This is a genomic window from Neobacillus sp. NPDC093182, assembly GCF_044754045.1.
In genome coordinates this window covers 178,387-194,651 of record NZ_JBIVOI010000011.1, presented here as the reverse complement: position 1 = coordinate 194,651, position 16,265 = coordinate 178,387, and the positions used below count along the sequence as shown (strand labels likewise).

Sequence of the window (16,265 nt, the reverse complement as noted above, 5' to 3'; positions counted from 1 at the left end):
GAGGCAATCGAAAGGTTTATGGTCCTGATGAACAAGTTTCCGCGGATTTAAAAAACTATTACGTCAAATAGAACGAACAGATCAGTGAAGCATAGACTATTGTATCAAAATGTAAGGGTGTCATACCATGAAAAGGATGAGACAAGTACAACCAATGATAGGGCAGGCGTGGACTGGGAGACACGTGGTCTTACTTCATTGTACAACGAATAATCAACTTATTCATCTATATAAAAGCTACCACGCACCAATTGAGCCTCCTCGCGAAAACTGTGCTGAAACATTATCACAATTACTAAGTATCGGCTATCGTATTCATGCTATTACAGCTATTTCACCAAATCAAATTCAATATTTTCTGGTACTTGAATAAAGTTAATTTATTTATCAGAAAACAGCCGCTTAGTCCTTAAAAAGGCGGCTGTTTTCTAATTGACCAAATTTAGTGAAACTATATGATTAGTGCTAATTAACTAGAGTGAAAAGGATAGTCTTTTTTATCCATTCACATTAATCTTATACTTATTTATTATTATTTATATTACATACCGAGTTCGCCTGATTCTGTATGTTTCAACATCCGAGAGCTTATTATGAGGGAAAGGTGGAAAATAGTGAACACAGATCAAGCTTATGAATTGTTAACTGATGCTGGAGTAAATGAAGAAATCAGTATTCAAACAGTTAGACGATGGCTGCGTGAAAGAAAAATAAAATACGTGGGCACAGTTCCTCAGAATTCTGGATACATACTTGATGATACAGACCAAGCCTTGAACATGTTAAAGGATGCAGGTGTTTCCGATCGTATTGGTATCCAAATTGTACGACGATGGCTTAGGGAAGGTAAGATTCAAAACGTGGGGAATGGGAAGAGTGAATATCTTCCAAAAGAAACTCTTTCAAAGGTGTATTTAAATAACGATACAAATCAGGAAAAGATCTTAGGTCAATTAAAAGTAAAAATTAATACACAGGATGAGCTTATAAAAGGGATGGAACAACTACATAAGACATCTATCGATACTTTAATTCAACAAAGAGAAAATTTAAATAAAGAAATCATCAACTTAGAGCATGAAAATAGTGACCTACAAAAGGAAACTAAGAAGTTACTAAAAGAGAATATTGAATTACGAAACCAATTGTTAAAATTAAAGGAAGACCTTTCTAAAGGAAACAAAAAAGAACCTGATAAGGTTCCAGAAACAATTCCTTCTAAAATGAATGATATCCGTCGAAAATTAGGACTCTCAAAAACGGCCAGCCATAAAGAAGTTTTTTCAGGGTATAAAAAATTATTAAAAGTTACCCATCCAGATCAGGGCGGCAACGCATCAGCCTTCCATTATATTAAAACAGACTATGATTATTTTAGAAATAGTATCAAAGAATAATTGACATCTGTATAGTACACACTTAAACGTTCTAGTGCCTAACAACAAAGTTAGGCACCTTTTTATAAAAAAGGCGGCGTAATACCCTTAGCTTTAGTTATGGGGATACTCAATCCTTATTGGTCAACATTAATAAATCCAAGTTTTCAATGTGAATACCACCAGATTCACGGAGTTCCTTTAATTGATTAATATCCAGGATTTCAATCGTCCTATTTGATAAGTCGATGATTTTTTGAGTCTTCCACTTACTAAGTATTTTATTAACTGTAATTCTTGAGGTACCTATGTAACGGGCAAATGATGTTTGATCAATGGAGAAACTGCCATTTTCATTTATTAGTTTTAATAGATAATGCGCCATTTGTTGTTCAACCGGGGAGTTTAGAAAGGCTATTATCTCTGCCAGTATTCTAAATTTATAGATTAGTGAATTGGTAAAAATACATGCTGCTTCAGGATGATTTTCACAAACTTTTTCTAACGCTTCATCAGAAAAATGATAGACAACGGTTGAACAGGTAGTTAAAGCAGAGGTTAGATAGGCTTCCTTTCTTGAGCCGTGCTCTCCGAATAACATTCCTTCTGGAACATAATTAACGGTGCGTTCCACACCTTCTTTTGAAAGGAGGGTGATTTTTATTCCACCTTCGGATAAGAAGAAAAATCCTTTTCCTTCACATCCCTGACGGTAAACAACTGAATTTTCCTCAAACACAAGTTTATTCCCATATTTTAAATAAGGACTCCAAGCGTTTCGAAGATTTTTCATGAAATCACCCTGCCTTGAATCTTTTTTAATTCATTGGGATTTTTTATGATGATCTTTTTCCCATGAACCTCTATGATGTCATCTTCCTTCCATTGCTTTAGAATCTTATAAATGGTAATTCTCGTTAAACCCGTGCATTTTGTTAGGTCTTGCTGTGATAGAGGAACTTCATAATTTTTAAATTCATAACAGATATTCAAAAGAATCACGGACAATTGCTGTTCTGGAGTAAGTGTGTCCAAGTAAATTTTATCGGCTAAAATATGCATTTTATGGATGACCGTTCTAATAACCATGTGAAGGATTGAAGGTTGATAGGTTATTAGCTTTTGAAAATGATCACAATCGAAATAGTAGAGTACTGAGTCATTTACAGCTGTAGCCGTTGTAAAATGGGGCTTCCGGTCCATAGCTTGAATTCCTAATAATTGACCAGGAATAGCAATGTTTAGCAGGCGCTCTTTCCCATTTGTCGTAGTAGTCGTCACTTTAACTAATCCCTTTTGGATATAATAAAATCCTTCTCCCATTCTCCCTTGTTGGTAAATACATTTTTTTTCCTTGAAAAATTGTCTACTCCCAAATTGTAAACACGTTTCCCAATTAATATCACTGTCAAAAAGGATTGCCACTATACCAACTCCTAAGTGAAATTTAAGTGTTTATGTATAAATTAGAAGCTGAATCACATTTTTTGTTAACGCTTACATTTTACAGTGGATTAATAGATATGTATTGTTAAATTCACATAACAAATGGATGAAAAAAAGTTTATTAATGTTAACCGCTTAACAATAGTGTAAAAGATTAAAAATATAAAATCAATATAGGTGAATTATTTTCAAAATAATCAGCCGATTCATGGAACTTCCACTTAAATAGATATGAAGGAAGAAAATCATGAAACCATTGAAAAAGGGGGGAACCTTAAGAATATTCATCCAAGAATAAACACCAATGCCTATTGGAACAAATTTCTAAAAGGGAGATGGTTGGATGAACAGGGAAGTACAATCTGTCGTTACGGAAGATTTAACGAAAAAGAATATCGGATTAAATACTACTAAACTTTCTATTAAAAGTATGCCAAAAGCAACGTTTGTTGTTGTTATACTTTGCTGGTTTGCGATGCTGGCAGACGGATATGATTTAGGAATCTATGGTGCAGTATTGCCATCCTTAATGGAATATAAAGATTGGAGTATGACTCCAGCTCAAGCAGGTGCAATAGGAAGCTATGCACTAATGGGTATGCTGATCGGTGCCATCTGTGTTGGAACAGTTACGGATATAATTGGCCGTAAACTGACCTTAATTTTTTGCGTTACCGTATTTTCTGTTTCAATGTGTCTCGTTGCACTTTCAACATCACCAGAAATGTTTGGGATCTTTCGCTTTATTGGCGGTCTTGGACTTGGTGGAGTAATTCCTACAGCATCTGCTTTAACAATCGAGTATTCTCCTATCCAGCACCGATCAAAAATGTACGCTATTATGTATACAGGTTATCCAATTGGAGGAGTCCTTGGGGCTTTATTTTCCATGTTTCTTTTAGAGGACTATGGATGGAGATTAATGTTTTGGATTGGTGTCATTCCACTTTTAGTTATTCCTTTTATTATTAAATTTCTTCCCGAGTCAATTAGCTTTCTACTGGCTAAGAAAAAGTTTGATAAGGCTGAAAGTATAGCAAAAAAATATCAACTTCCTAATGATTTTATCCAAAGCAGTATGAAGGATGAGACCAAAGGAAAAACGAATAAATTCGCCGCTATTGCGAGTCTATTCTCACGGACAAATATTCGGGCAACCATGTTTTTTTGGGTTACTTTCTTTCTAGGGCTGCTAATGATTTATGGTTTAAGTACATGGCTGCCAAAAATGATGCGTGAGGCAGGATATCCGCTCGGACCTAGTTTAGGATTTTTACTGATGTTAAACCTATCCGCTGCGATTGGTGCTTTAGTAGCAGGAACGGCGGCAGACCGGTGGGGCTCTAGAAAAATTATCAGTCTTTCTTATTTCTTAGCAGGAGTTTCAATTGCACTTTTAAGCATAAAATCATCGATGTTCGTTGTGTATGGACTAGTGGGGGTAGCAGGTTTTGGAACGATTGGGACTACACTTATTCTAAATGCCTACATTTCTAAATATTTTGAAGCAGACAATCGAGCAACTGCCCTTGGATGGGCACTTGGATTTGGACGAATAGGAGCTATTTCAGGTCCAATTCTAATAGGTTTCTTTATGAGTTCAAATTTTGACTTCTCCCTTAATTTTTATCTCTTTGCAGTTGCAGGAGTCTTAGCTTCAATTACCATCTTGTTTATCCCTAAAAAAGGAAATATATAGTTTGTAAAGTTAAAAGCCGCTCTCTTCCATCAAAAGAAGAGTGCGGCTTTTATTTTTTGAAAAAAAAGTAATTTAACTTTTTCGAAAAAAGTGTTAACCAGACTACAATGTCTCAGAAAATTCAGTTTTATAATGACACTATGAAAGATGAGGAGGATGCAAATGGGAATTCGTACAGGAACACAGTATATCAATGCATTAAAATCACGTAATCCAGAAGTTTGGTTATCGGGGAAAAGAGTAACAAATATTTTTGAAGAACCTGTTTTTCATCAACCAATTTTGGAGATGGCAAAGCTGTATGATTTGCAGCATGACCCAGAGTATCAAGGAGATATTACGCATATTTGTGAAGAAACCGGTGAAAGAATTTCAAATGCGTTCACCGTACCAAAAAGCTATCAAGATCTAGAAGCTCGAAGAAAAACGTTTGAGGTTTTTGCTAAGGCTACCTTTGGTTTGATGGGAAGAACTCCCGATTTTCTAAATGTAGTGGTAACTTCTATGGCTAGTAATTCCGAGTTCTTGGACAAATACAATCCTGAATGGGGAAAAAACATTCGGGCCTATTATAAGCATGTTCGCGACAATGATCTATTTTTAACACACGCGATTATTAATCCTCAAAATGACCGCAGTAAGTCATCACATGAACAACAGGATAAGTTTACCCATTTAGGTGCTGTTAAAGAAACTCCAGATGGTTTGATCGTAAGAGGGGCTAAAATGCTGGCAACCCTTGCACCAATTACCGATGAAGTAATTGTTTATTCTTTCCCTGGATTTAAACCTGGAGATGAACGTTACGCTCTTGCTTTTGCACTGCCACTTGATACGCCAGGACTACGTATTTTATGCCGTGAAGCGATGCAGGATGGAAAGCGTTCTGTTTATGATCACCCATTAGCATCAAGATTCGAAGAAATGGACGCGGTCTTAGTATTTAATGATGTTTTAGTACCGTGGGATCGTGTTTTCCTTTATAACAATGTCGAGGCAGCTAATTTACTGTATCCGAAAACAGGAATTGGTATCCAGCCTGCACATCAATCTGGAGTTAGAGGTTTAATAAAGCTGCAATTTGCTACCGAAGTGGCTTGTAAATTAGCAGACTCCATTGGTGTCGATGGTTACTTAAATGTACAAAATGATTTAGGTGAATTAATCCAATCAGTTGAATCCATAAGGGCCTTGCTTCGAATTTCTGAGTACGAATATGAAGTAACGGCTACTGGTGAAGTAATGCCTGCCTATGCACCACTTGAAACAATTCGAGGATTGCTGTCTAAAATGTATCCACGTGCCATTGAAGTAATGCAAATCATTGGTGCTGGCGGATTACTAATGTCACCAACAGATGCCGATTTTGAAAATCCAGATTTACGAGAAGATTTAGACCGATATTACCTGGGAAGAGAAGGGGTAACTGCAGAAGAGCGGGTTCATCTCTTTAAGCTGGCATGGGATTTATGCGGAGAGGCATTTGGGCAAAGGCTCCTTCAATACGAGCGCTATTACACAGGAGATCCAATTCGTAAGAGAGCCATTTTCTATAACAACCACAAAAGAATTAATTCATTTAAGTTGGTTGAAGAAGCGCTGGAGATTTTTGATCGAAAAAAAGAGGTTCCAAGCTTTTAAAACTATTACACTATCTCAAGGAGGTGTGATAAATGCAAACGATAAAAGATGGTGTTCTGACACTTAAAGGTTCTGTTATTGCGATAGGTGCATTTGACGGGGTACACAAAGGACACCAAGCTGTCATTAGGCAGGCTGTGGAAAAGAGTCTTTTTCATCAGGTTCCAAGCGTCGTATATACGTTCGATCCGCCTCCTCGACATTTTTTTAAAGGTGTCCAAATCTTGACACCCATTCAAGAAAAGGTAAGCAGGATCTATAAATTAGGTGTAGATTATGTGATTGTTGCCAGTTTTGATGAATGGTATGCAACACGTCCTCCTAAAGATTTTATCTGTGAATTATCGATGCTTAACCCGGTAGAAGTGTCTATTGGTTCCGATTTTCGTTTTGGAAAAAATAGAGAAGGCGATGTTGAATTTTTAAAAAAATATTTTCAGATTAATGAGACGTTACCGGTTTATTGTAATGGCGGGGAACTTATTTCATCATCGAGAATTCGTCAGCTAATTTCAGAGGGAGATTTTCAACAGTCTTACTCTTTATTAGGGTGGTAAAAGATCTGAGGATCACCTATATAGAAACAAAAGGAGTCATAAAAATATGAAACTTTTAGGAATTTCAGGCACTATCATTGGTGCAAAGACAAGTATTATTGTCCAAAAGGTCCTTGAAGCAGTAAAGAAACACCATCCAAATGTGGAAATTGAATTGTTGGATTTAAGAGAATATGAGGTGCAGTTTTGTGATGGTCGAAACCCTTCGACCTACACAGGTGATACAAAAAAAGTTCTTGATATCATTCAATCTGCTGATTTTTATATTATCGGAACGCCAATTTTTCAAGGCTCTTTATCAGGACCACTTAAGAATTTATTTGATTTAATCAATCCAAAGGATATTCGTAATAAAGTAATGGGATTTGTCGCTACCGGCGGTACTTACCAGCACTACCTGGTCATTGAAAACCAATTGAAACCAATTGCAGGATTTTTCCGGGCATTCGTAGCGCCAGGCTATGTGTACGTTAATAACGATCATTTCAATAAAGATAATGAAATCATCGATCAGGAAGTTTTAAACAGAATTACAGACTTAGCAAAAGAAGTAGTATTCATGCAAGAAGCATTAAAAGCATCAGAGAAAAAATTAGAAACCGTCATTTAACAGACTAAATTTTTAATTAGTTATAAGTGGGTCAATAAAATTCGAGAGGGGACAGATATTCATGACAAATTCATTAAAGCCAATAAACCTATGGGGATTTATCGAAGAGAATAAGGAACAATTAAAGCCGCCTGTTAATAATAAAGTCATTTGGAAGAATTCGGAGCTAATGTTTATGATCCTTGGAGGTCCTAACAAACGACGTGATTTTCACGTTGATCCATCGGAAGAGATTTTTTATCAATTAAAAGGTGATTGTTATGTTGAAATTATCAATGCAGAGGGTAAAAGAGAAGTAATTACAGTAAAGGAAGGAGAGGTATTCCATTTACCTCCAAATGTACCTCACTCTCCGCATCGTGTCGCTGATACAATTGGAATTGTAATTGAGCGTGATAGAGCAGACGGCGAATTAGAGGATTTTGTTTGGTTCTGTGATAAATGTGATTCTGAGATGCACCGAGTTACTGTCCAATTGTCAAATATTGAAGTACAGGTAAAAGAGGCAATTAATGGATTTAACAGTAGTGTAGAGCTTCGTACCTGTAAGAATTGTGGTCATGTAATGCCAGAAGAAGCGAGTGAATGGAAATGCGAGTAGATTTTCACACACATATCATTCCTGAAAATTTTCCGGACTTTGCGTCAAAATACCAAAATGACAAATGGCCAATTCTTCAGCCAACTTGCTCATGCGGCGCCAATATTATGGTTGCAGGAAAGGTGTTTCGTGAAGTGACAGACCAGGTTTGGAGTCCAGAGAAGCGGATTCTTGATATGGAAAAAGAAAATGTAGATGTACAGGTTCTCTCGCCAATTCCAGTTACGTTTTCCTACTGGGCACCGATAGAAGAAGCTGAAATCATGGCAAGATTTCAGAATGATTTTATCGCAGAGACGGTGGCTCAACATCCAACAAAGTTTATTGGGCTTGGGACAGTTCCGTTACAAAATGTGGAATCAGCTATTCGTGAACTAGACCGTTGTGTTCATAAGCTTGGATTAAAGGGAATTGAAATCGGCACGAACATAAATGGGAAAAATTTAGATGATGAATCGTTAACAGACTTCTTTGCGATGTGTGAGAAGTGGAATGTTCCGATATTCGTTCATCCATGGGAAACATTGGGCAGCGATCGGTTTACAAAACATAACCTAATGTACACAGTTGGGATGCCAAGTGAGACAGCTTTAGCTGCTTCAAGTTTAATTCTAGGTGGTGTCATTGACAAGTTTCCGGGATTGAAAATTTGTTTTTCCCATGGCGGCGGCTCACTGCCTTATATCCTTCCCCGCCTTGATCATGGGTGGAATGTATGGCCGCATCTTCAGCTGACGGAGCAGCCTCCAAGTTTTTATGCCAAGAAATTTTTCTATGATTCTATCGTAAATGATCCGGTAAATATTAAATTCCTAGTTGAAAAATTTGGTGCAGAACAAGTCATCATGGGATCTGATTACCCTTTCCTGCTCAGGGAAACACCTCCTGGGAAGATTATTGATGATACTCTATCCCTTACTGCTGACCAAAAAAGAGCAATGTTAGGTGAAAATGCACTAAGATTCTTAAATATACCGGTTAATCAACTAATTTAGTAGGAAAAGAGATGAGTAAATGGTAGAAAAAGTGATGACGCCAGAAGAAAGATTACAGCAAATGGGCATGGAACTTCCTCCTCTGCGCCCTGCATCTGGAAATTATGTACGCTGTGTTCGCACAGGGAATCTTCTATTTACTTCGGGTCAGGGTACAGATGAATTCCGAGGGAAATTGGGTGAAGATGTATCAATAGAAGTAGGATATCAGGCTGCTAGACAGTGCATGCTCAATCTTTTAGCCGTTATTAAACATGAACTCGGCGACCTTAGCAAAGTGAAAAGAGTGGTCAAGATCCTTGGTTTTGTTAACAGTACACCAGATTTTACTGACCACCCCAAAGTAATGAATGGCTCCTCTGACTTGTTGGTTGAGGTATTTGGAGAAAAAGGCAGACACGGCAGGTCAGCTGTAGGGATGGCACAGCTTCCACACAATAATACAGTAGAGGTTGAGATGATTTTAGAAGTTGAGGATGGTGATCAAAATGAGTAAGTTGCTTGAGAAACAGCTTAAGATTAACGACGCTAAGCTATTTATTAATGGAGAATATGTTAATGCTAGTTTAGGAGAAACTTTTGACACTATTAATCCGGCAACGAATCAAAAGTTAGCTTCAGTCGCAAGTGCCAGTGTGCATGATGTTGAAAGTGCGATTCAAGTTGCTCAAACATCTTTTGAAAGTGGTATCTGGAGCAAAATGCCAGTTGAAGAGAGAGCAAAGATTCTTTGTCGAATGTCCGATCTCGTTATGGCACGTGTTGATGAGCTTGCGTTGCTTGAAACATTAGATGTGGGAAAGCCGATAAAAGAAAGCAGAGATTTTGATATCCCAAGAGCGGCTTCAAATTTACGATTCTTTGCTGAAATGGCAAAGTATATTCATCATGAGCATTATCCTCAATCCAAGCATATGAGCTATACGCAGTATGCTCCAGCTGGAGTTACAAGCTTAATCATTCCGTGGAATCTGCCTTTCATGCAAATGACTTGGAAAGCATCTGCAGCTTTAGCTGCAGGCAATACGGTTATTGTGAAACCAGCATCTTATACACCGTTAAGTGCTGTCATGTTAGGTGAAATTGCCAATGAAGCAGGACTTCCTCCAGGTGTATTGAATATTCTTACCGGACCAGGTTCAACGGTAGGGACAGCAATGACCACTCATCCATTTGTACGTAGGATCTCTTTTGTCGGTGAAAGTACAACTGGTAAAACAGTAATGAGAAATGCAGCCTCACAGTTAATCCCAGTTTCACTAGAATTAGGCGGAAAATCAGCGAATATTGTGTTCGATGATGCTGACTTGGATGAAGCAGTCCAAGGCTCGATTGAAGCGATTTTTAGAAATCAAGGTGAAATCTGTCTTGCAGGTTCAAGGCTGTTGGTACAGGAAACAGTTTATGAACAATTCCTAGCTAAATTGGTAACAGCGGTTAAGAAAATAAAAGTTGGAGACCCACTAGATGAAAATACGGATATGGGTGCCCTTATTTCCACAAATCATTTGGAGACTGTCGACAGATATGTACAGATTGGATTAGAAGAGGGTGCAAAGCTTGCTACTGGCGGAAAGTGCGTAGAAGGTTTAACAGATGGTAATTTTTACGAGCCAACCGTACTCTATGATGTAGATAATAAAATGAGAGTAGCGCAGGAAGAAATTTTTGGACCGGTTTTAGTGGTTATTCCTTTTAAAACAGAAGAGGAAGCGATTCAAATTGCGAATGATTCGATTTACGGGTTGGCTGGAGTTGTATGGTCAAATGATTTAAGGCGTGCCCACCGTGTTGCAGATCAAATAAATTCTGGTTTATTCTGGATCAACTGCTGGTACTATCGAGATTTAAGAACGCCTTTTGGCGGGTCGAAGGCAAGTGGTATTGGCAGGGAAGGCGGACGTCATAGTTTCGAATTCTACACGGAGGCTAAAACGATTACCATGAAATTGTAAGGGCTTAGGGAAGGAGTGGCTGCTTGGCCACTTTTTCCTATATTGATATGATTAAAAGACAGGTGAATGTATAGTGAGTAATTTCTTAGATTTGATTACAACTGAATTAATTAGGGCAGAGACAAGTCAGCTGCCAGTAAATCCGCTATCCGAGAGGGTTTCCACCCTTAATATTCATGACGCATACCAAATACAGCTTAAAATAATTGAGAAAAAGATAGAAGAAGGGCATAAGATTATTGGGAAGAAGGTGGGTCTAACTAGCGCTGCAATGCAGCAGATGCTCGGAGTTGATGAGCCTGATTACGGCCACCTATTAGATAATATGAGGATTTCTGATGGTGAAAAGGTCAAATTCAGTGAATTCATCAGTCCAAAAGTCGAGGCGGAAATTGGATTTATTTTAGATAAGGACTTAGTAGGACCAAATGTGAATTATTTAGATGTGTTAATGGCTACAAAATATGTAGTGCCGACCATTGAGATAATTGATAGCCGTATATCTGATTGGAAAATTAGATTAGAAGATACTGTGGCGGATAATGGATCATCTGCAAGAGTAGTTGTTGGGAATAAATTTAGTACAATAGAAGGATTTAATTTACGAACCCAGGGAATGGTCCTTTATAAAAATGATGAAATGGTTGCAACAGGAGCTGGAACAGCGGCGTTAGGACACCCTGCAAAAGCAGTTGCCTGGTTGGCGAATAAATTACATGAATTTGGCATCCATTTAAAAGCAGGTGAGTTGATTCTTCCAGGAGCACTTTCTGGTGCAGTTCCTGTAAAAGAGGAAGATAAGATTTCAGCACATTTCGGTTTATTGGGAACTGTTTCTGTAACATTCGAGTAAACAAATAGGAGGTTTTTTTATACATGAAACTGATGCAAGGGACAGAAGAAGAAATTGTAAAATACCTTTTAGACGCAGAAAAGGAAAAACGGGAAGTCGAAAAAATTACGACAAAATACCCGGACTTAACATTTGAGCAGGCATATAAAATCCAACAAAAATTGATTGAGCAAAAAGAACAGGAAGGACTTCGACGAATAGGTGTTAAACTCGGGTTAACAAGTAAAGCGAAGCAAGAAATGATGGGGGTCCATGAAGCGATTTATGGATATCTAATGGATGATATGCTTGCCACAGAATGGGAGCCAGTACCTTATAGCAGTTTCATCCATCCAAAGGCAGAACCTGAAATTGCCTTCTTCATAGATGAAGATATTCAAGGGACTTCGGTTACAGCGGAAGAAATTTTAAGTGTTACAAAATATGTGGCACCAGCTATTGAGATTATTGATAGTCGTTATTTAGATTTCAAGTTTACTCTGGTTGATGTTGTGGCTGATAACTGTTCATCTTCAAAATTTATCGTCGGAAACAAATGGAAGTATCCTGAATCTCTTGACCTGAAAGAAATTGGTGTGTATATGTCCAAAAATTCAGAAGTGGCCACTGTCGGCACAAGCGCTGCAGTATTAGGAAATCCGGCTGCAGCGGTAGCTTGGGCAGTAAATAAGCTTGGAGAAACAGGACGCGGCTTAAAAAAAGGTGATATCGTTCTTAGTGGTGCCATTACGGAAGCGATTAGCTTTCAAGCTGGAGATACCATTTTAGTAGATTTTGCAGAACTGGGCAGTGTATCATTCTCTTGTAAATAATAATATAGAATGTAGATAGAAATAAATGTAGAGGAGAGGATACAAATGGAATTAACATTAGAGTATGCCAAACAATTAGACCAAACTGACAGCTTGAACAGGTATAGAGAGGAATTTTACATAAAACCAAATACCATTTATATGGATGGGAATTCATTGGGCCTTCTTTCAAAAAGAGCGGAACGTACTCTTTTAGAATCATTAAATGATTGGAAAGAACATGGAATTGATGGCTGGACAAAAGGGAAACACCCATGGTTTTTTTTATCAGAAAAATTAGGAGAGATGATGGAACCGTTAGTTGGAGCTTCCGCTAATGAAGTGATTGTTACGGGTTCAACCACGGTGAATTTGCACCAACTTGTCGCTACTTTTTATAAGCCAGAAGGAAAGAAATCAAAAATTCTAGCTGATGAATTAACCTTTCCATCTGATATTTATGCTCTTCAAAGCCAGCTTCGCATACATGGATTTGATCCGGATACACACCTGATTCGTGTAAAAAGCCGGGATGGCCGTTTCCTGGATGAAGAGGATATTATCGAGGCAATGACCGAAGATATTGCACTGATCATTTTACCGACTGTACTTTACCGAAGCGGTCAAATCTTGGACATGAAGCGTCTAACAGCTGAGGCGAATAAAAGAGGGATCTTAATCGGTTTTGATGGCTGCCATTCCATCGGTGCCATACCACATTCGTTTAGTGAATGGGGTGTTGACTTTGCCTATTGGTGCAATTATAAGCATTTAAATGGTGGTCCAGGAAGTGTTGGCGGATTATATGTAAACAAAAAACACTTTGGAACTGCTCCTGGTCTTGCGGGCTGGTTTGGTTCTAAAAAAGAGAAACAATTTGATATGGAACATTCATTAACACCTGCTGAGTCTGCCGGAGCCTATCAAATTGGGACACCACATGTGTTAAGTCTTGCACCGTTACTTGGTGCTTTGGAGATTTTTGCAGAAGCAGGAATTGAAAATATCCGGGAAAAGTCATTGAAAATAAATCGGTTCTTAATGGATTTGTTGGACCAAGAGTTATCCGATGTGGGATTCAACATAGGTAACCCTCAAGTAGATGTACGCCGAGGAGGTCATGTGAGCCTGGAGCATAAAGAAGCAGCACGAATCTGCAAGGCATTAAAAGAAAATGGTATTATTCCTGATTTCCGCGCACCTAATATTATTCGTCTCGCTCCAGTGGCTCTTTACACCTCTTATAGTGAGGTTTGGGAAGTGGTACAAATTCTAAAGAAAATTATGGAAGAAAGACAATATGAAAAGTTCGCAAATGAACGAGAGGTCGTAGCATAAAAATACGAATAGTAGGAGGAACTATATGGGGAACAAAATTACTCATTTAGATAAAGGGAATGAATCCGGAAGGGGATTGAAGCGTGAATTAAAAACCAAGCAGTTAACAATGATTGCAATGGGGTGTGCAATTGGTACGGGGTTATTCCTTGGAAGCGGCCTTGCCATTAGTACTGCTGGACCGGGTGTAATACTAAGTTATGCAATTGGTGCATTTATTGTATTACTATTAATGGGGTGCTTATCCGAGATGACGGTTGCTCACCCCACGTCAGGGTCCTTTGGTACCATTTCAGAGAAGTATGTCAGCCCGCTGGCTGGTTTTCTTGTCCGCTATTCCTATTGGATAGCAAACGTTCTTGCGGTTGGGGTAGAAGTAAGTGCCATTGCTGTCTATATGAAGTACTGGTTCCCTGATGTTCCCGGATTCGTCTGGATTTTGTTGTTTGCGGGTGTATTAATTTATGTAAATGCAACAAGCGTAAATACCTTTGCTACCTTTGAGTATTGGTTCTCCACGATCAAAATAAGTGCAATAGTTGGTTTCATACTTTTAGGATCTTATGTTTTATTTGGTAATTCAGCTCAGCCGAATATGGGACCTGAGAATATTGTAAATGACGGAGGTTTCCTCCCCTTTGGTTGGTGGGGGATGTGGGTCGCAATCTTTATTTCATTATTTAGCTTTTTAGGAACAGAAATGATAGCGATTACAGCTGGAGAAGCTAAAGATCCCGACGTTGCGGTGCCAAAAGCTCTGAAAGCAACGGTATTCCGATTATCTACATTCTATATTATTACTATTGGCATTATGTTAATGATTGTTCCTTGGAAATCCGCAGGTGTGGAAGAAAGTCCTTTTGTTAAGGTAATGGAACTCTTAAATATCCCCGGTGCTTCCGGTATTATGAATTTTATTATTTTAACTGCTGCTTTATCTGCTATGAACAGTCAACTTTATGCCTCGACACGAATGATGTTTTCTTTATCACAGGGAAATGATGCTCCTGCCTTTTTAAGTAAACTAAGCAAAAAAGGAGTACCGTTAAAGGCTCTTGGAGTTTCTACTTTAGGGATTTTCCTTGCAGCTGCAGTAAATGCATTATTACCAGGCTCCTCCTATGCGTTTATGATGGGGATTTCAATGTTCGGAGCTATTTTTACATGGTTTATGGTGTTTGTATCCCATTTATTTTTCAGAGGAAAGTGGGAGAAGTCAAATGGCCGTAAATTGCCTGTAAGAATGATTGGCTTTCCTTATTTAACGATCGTAGGAGCAGTACTACTATTGAGTTTAATGATCACAACATGGTTTACAGATTTTAAAATTATGCTTCAATTCGGAATTCCGTGGTTACTGTTTTTAATGGCTGCTTATTTCTTTTTTAAAAAAGGGTCCAACACTCAAAAATCAGGAAATGATACGAATGATATTTTAAATGAGAATATAAATTAACTCTTCATTAGACAACATAAGGACAGGGGAGAATTTTCCATGAATACACCAGAAAAAAACATAAGCACGGGTTTGGAGAAAACGATTCAAACAGATTTCCAAAAAGAAATGTCATATGGTGATTATCTGCATCTTGATAAGATTTTAGATAGTCAGCACCGGTTATCTGATCACCATGATGAAATGTTATTTATTATCATCCACCAAGCAAGTGAATTATGGATGAAATTAATTATTCATGAATTATCAGAAGCAATTACGTATATTCGCCAGAATGATTTAGAACCATCCTTTAAAATTTTGTCGCGTGTTTCAAGAATTCAGCAGCAGTTGATTCAATCATGGAGTGTCCTTTCAACTTTAACACCTTCTGAGTACCTAGAGTTTAGGGATAAACTCGGTCAATCTTCCGGATTCCAGTCCTATCAAAACCGAATGATTGAATTTGCATTAGGAAACAAAAATGCTCATACCCTAGCAGTCTATCAGCATCAAACAGACCTATATGAAAAAATGCAAGAGGCTCTTCATAAACCAAGTATTTATGATGCAGCGATCCATGCGCTTGTTGCTCGTGGAATTCCTGTTGATGATGAGGTCTTAAATCGAGATTTGTCTAAAAGCTATGAACCTAATGAAAGTGTTGAAGAAGCATGGCTGACAGTTTACCGTAATGTCGACCAATATTGGGATTTATACGAGCTGGCTGAGAAATTAGTCGATATTGGAAATCAACAGCAGTTATGGCGGTTCAATCATATGAGTACGGTAGAGAGAATTATTGGACATAAGCAGGGTACAGGAGGATCATCTGGAGTAACCTATTTAAAAAGAGTTCTAGACCAGCACTTCTTTCCCGAACTTTGGAGCCTAAGAACGAAGTTATAGAAAAATGTATTAAAAAATAGCCAATACAAAAAGCACCGATACTGGTGCTTTTTGTATTG

17 protein-coding genes are annotated in these 16,265 nt (G+C 38.0%); 15 read left to right on the top strand and 2 right to left on the bottom strand.

What is annotated here, in order from left to right:
- The first annotated feature begins 127 nt into the window (after window positions 1–127).
- Together ACIQAA_RS20405 and ACIQAA_RS20400 are read left to right on the top strand one after the other, a co-directional pair.
- Complete coding sequence (locus ACIQAA_RS20405; RefSeq protein WP_402622881.1) at window positions 128–373, top strand: hypothetical protein; 246 nt, start codon at window positions 128–130, stop codon at window positions 371–373.
- A 241-nt stretch (window positions 374–614) separates the two neighbouring features.
- Entirely contained in the window at window positions 615–1,397 is a 783-nt protein-coding gene (locus ACIQAA_RS20400; protein ID WP_402622878.1) for a hypothetical protein, read from the top strand.
- Between the two features lie 109 nt (window positions 1,398–1,506).
- Here ACIQAA_RS20400 and ACIQAA_RS20395 read toward each other — a convergent pair whose 3' ends face one another.
- Both ACIQAA_RS20395 and ACIQAA_RS20390 read right to left on the bottom strand, forming a co-directional pair.
- The gene (locus ACIQAA_RS20395; RefSeq protein WP_402622876.1) at window positions 1,507–2,169 is read right to left on the bottom strand and encodes a Crp/Fnr family transcriptional regulator; all 663 of its coding nucleotides are present in this window, start codon (window positions 2,167–2,169) and stop codon (window positions 1,507–1,509) included.
- Complete coding sequence (locus tag ACIQAA_RS20390; protein WP_402622873.1) at window positions 2,166–2,801, bottom strand: Crp/Fnr family transcriptional regulator; 636 nt, start codon at window positions 2,799–2,801, stop codon at window positions 2,166–2,168. The genes ACIQAA_RS20395 and ACIQAA_RS20390 overlap by 4 nt, the downstream gene beginning before the upstream one ends.
- Window positions 2,802–3,252: 451 nt before the next feature.
- On the opposite strand from ACIQAA_RS20390, the gene ACIQAA_RS20385 reads away from it, so the two are divergent.
- The 13 genes from ACIQAA_RS20385 to kynA all read left to right on the top strand — a co-directional run bounded on the left by ACIQAA_RS20385 (window position 3,253) and on the right by kynA (window position 16,206).
- Window positions 3,253–4,521, top strand: coding sequence for an MFS transporter (locus tag ACIQAA_RS20385; RefSeq protein ID WP_402623013.1), 1,269 nt, complete (start codon window positions 3,253–3,255; stop codon window positions 4,519–4,521).
- 162 nt (window positions 4,522–4,683) lie between these two features.
- Complete coding sequence (locus ACIQAA_RS20380) at window positions 4,684–6,162, top strand: 4-hydroxyphenylacetate 3-hydroxylase family protein (protein ID WP_402622871.1); 1,479 nt, start codon at window positions 4,684–4,686, stop codon at window positions 6,160–6,162.
- Window positions 6,163–6,194: 32 nt separating this feature from the next.
- On the top strand, window positions 6,195–6,719 hold the full coding sequence (locus ACIQAA_RS20375; protein WP_402622869.1) for an FAD synthetase: 525 nt from the start codon (window positions 6,195–6,197) through the stop codon (window positions 6,717–6,719).
- Window positions 6,720–6,765: 46 nt separating this feature from the next.
- Entirely contained in the window at window positions 6,766–7,329 is a 564-nt protein-coding gene (locus ACIQAA_RS20370) for an NADPH-dependent FMN reductase (RefSeq protein ID WP_402622867.1), read from the top strand.
- A 61-nt stretch (window positions 7,330–7,390) separates the two neighbouring features.
- The gene (locus ACIQAA_RS20365; RefSeq protein ID WP_402622864.1) at window positions 7,391–7,930 is read left to right on the top strand and encodes a 3-hydroxyanthranilate 3,4-dioxygenase; all 540 of its coding nucleotides are present in this window, start codon (window positions 7,391–7,393) and stop codon (window positions 7,928–7,930) included.
- Window positions 7,915–8,925 (top strand): amidohydrolase family protein, encoded by a 1,011-nt coding sequence (locus tag ACIQAA_RS20360; RefSeq protein WP_402622863.1) that lies wholly within the window; start codon window positions 7,915–7,917, stop codon window positions 8,923–8,925. Before ACIQAA_RS20365 ends, ACIQAA_RS20360 begins: the two co-directional genes overlap by 16 nt.
- Window positions 8,926–8,944: 19 nt before the next feature.
- Entirely contained in the window at window positions 8,945–9,421 is a 477-nt protein-coding gene (locus ACIQAA_RS20355) for a RidA family protein (RefSeq protein ID WP_402622861.1), read from the top strand.
- Window positions 9,414–10,880: an aldehyde dehydrogenase gene (locus tag ACIQAA_RS20350; RefSeq protein ID WP_402622859.1), complete on the top strand. Its 1,467-nt coding sequence runs from the start codon at window positions 9,414–9,416 to the stop codon at window positions 10,878–10,880. The genes ACIQAA_RS20355 and ACIQAA_RS20350 overlap by 8 nt, the downstream gene beginning before the upstream one ends.
- A gap of 73 nt (window positions 10,881–10,953) precedes the next feature.
- Complete coding sequence (locus ACIQAA_RS20345; protein WP_402622858.1) at window positions 10,954–11,733, top strand: 2-keto-4-pentenoate hydratase; 780 nt, start codon at window positions 10,954–10,956, stop codon at window positions 11,731–11,733.
- 23 nt (window positions 11,734–11,756) lie between these two features.
- Window positions 11,757–12,545 carry a 2-keto-4-pentenoate hydratase gene (locus ACIQAA_RS20340; RefSeq protein WP_402622855.1) on the top strand — a complete coding sequence of 263 codons (789 nt, stop codon included), beginning with the start codon at window positions 11,757–11,759 and terminating at the stop codon, window positions 12,543–12,545.
- A 45-nt stretch (window positions 12,546–12,590) separates the two neighbouring features.
- The gene (gene kynU / locus ACIQAA_RS20335) at window positions 12,591–13,862 is read left to right on the top strand and encodes a kynureninase (protein WP_402622853.1); all 1,272 of its coding nucleotides are present in this window, start codon (window positions 12,591–12,593) and stop codon (window positions 13,860–13,862) included.
- 25 nt (window positions 13,863–13,887) lie between these two features.
- Entirely contained in the window at window positions 13,888–15,318 is a 1,431-nt protein-coding gene (locus ACIQAA_RS20330; protein WP_402622851.1) for an amino acid permease, read from the top strand.
- 39 nt (window positions 15,319–15,357) lie between these two features.
- Window positions 15,358–16,206 carry a tryptophan 2,3-dioxygenase gene (gene kynA, locus ACIQAA_RS20325; protein WP_402622848.1) on the top strand — a complete coding sequence of 283 codons (849 nt, stop codon included), beginning with the start codon at window positions 15,358–15,360 and terminating at the stop codon, window positions 16,204–16,206.
- The last annotated feature ends 59 nt before the right edge of the window (window positions 16,207–16,265 follow it).

Excerpts from the sequence above, each read along its gene's own strand:
- ACIQAA_RS20405 (WP_402622881.1), top strand. The coding sequence starts at position 128 with ATGAAAAGGATGAGACAAGTACAACCAATGATAGGGCAGGCGTGGACT.
- ACIQAA_RS20395 (WP_402622876.1), bottom strand. The coding sequence starts at position 2,169 with ATGAAAAATCTTCGAAACGCTTGGAGTCCTTATTTAAAATATGGGAAT.
- ACIQAA_RS20385 (WP_402623013.1), top strand. The coding sequence starts at position 3,253 with ATGCCAAAAGCAACGTTTGTTGTTGTTATACTTTGCTGGTTTGCGATG.
- ACIQAA_RS20380 (WP_402622871.1), top strand. The coding sequence starts at position 4,684 with ATGGGAATTCGTACAGGAACACAGTATATCAATGCATTAAAATCACGT.
- ACIQAA_RS20375 (WP_402622869.1), top strand. The coding sequence starts at position 6,195 with ATGCAAACGATAAAAGATGGTGTTCTGACACTTAAAGGTTCTGTTATT.
- ACIQAA_RS20370 (WP_402622867.1), top strand. The coding sequence starts at position 6,766 with ATGAAACTTTTAGGAATTTCAGGCACTATCATTGGTGCAAAGACAAGT.
- ACIQAA_RS20365 (WP_402622864.1), top strand. The coding sequence starts at position 7,391 with ATGACAAATTCATTAAAGCCAATAAACCTATGGGGATTTATCGAAGAG.
- ACIQAA_RS20360 (WP_402622863.1), top strand. The coding sequence starts at position 7,915 with ATGGAAATGCGAGTAGATTTTCACACACATATCATTCCTGAAAATTTT.
- ACIQAA_RS20355 (WP_402622861.1), top strand. The coding sequence starts at position 8,945 with ATGGTAGAAAAAGTGATGACGCCAGAAGAAAGATTACAGCAAATGGGC.
- ACIQAA_RS20350 (WP_402622859.1), top strand. The coding sequence starts at position 9,414 with ATGAGTAAGTTGCTTGAGAAACAGCTTAAGATTAACGACGCTAAGCTA.
- ACIQAA_RS20340 (WP_402622855.1), top strand. The coding sequence starts at position 11,757 with ATGAAACTGATGCAAGGGACAGAAGAAGAAATTGTAAAATACCTTTTA.
- kynU (WP_402622853.1), top strand. The coding sequence starts at position 12,591 with ATGGAATTAACATTAGAGTATGCCAAACAATTAGACCAAACTGACAGC.
- ACIQAA_RS20330 (WP_402622851.1), top strand. The coding sequence starts at position 13,888 with ATGGGGAACAAAATTACTCATTTAGATAAAGGGAATGAATCCGGAAGG.
- kynA (WP_402622848.1), top strand. The coding sequence starts at position 15,358 with ATGAATACACCAGAAAAAAACATAAGCACGGGTTTGGAGAAAACGATT.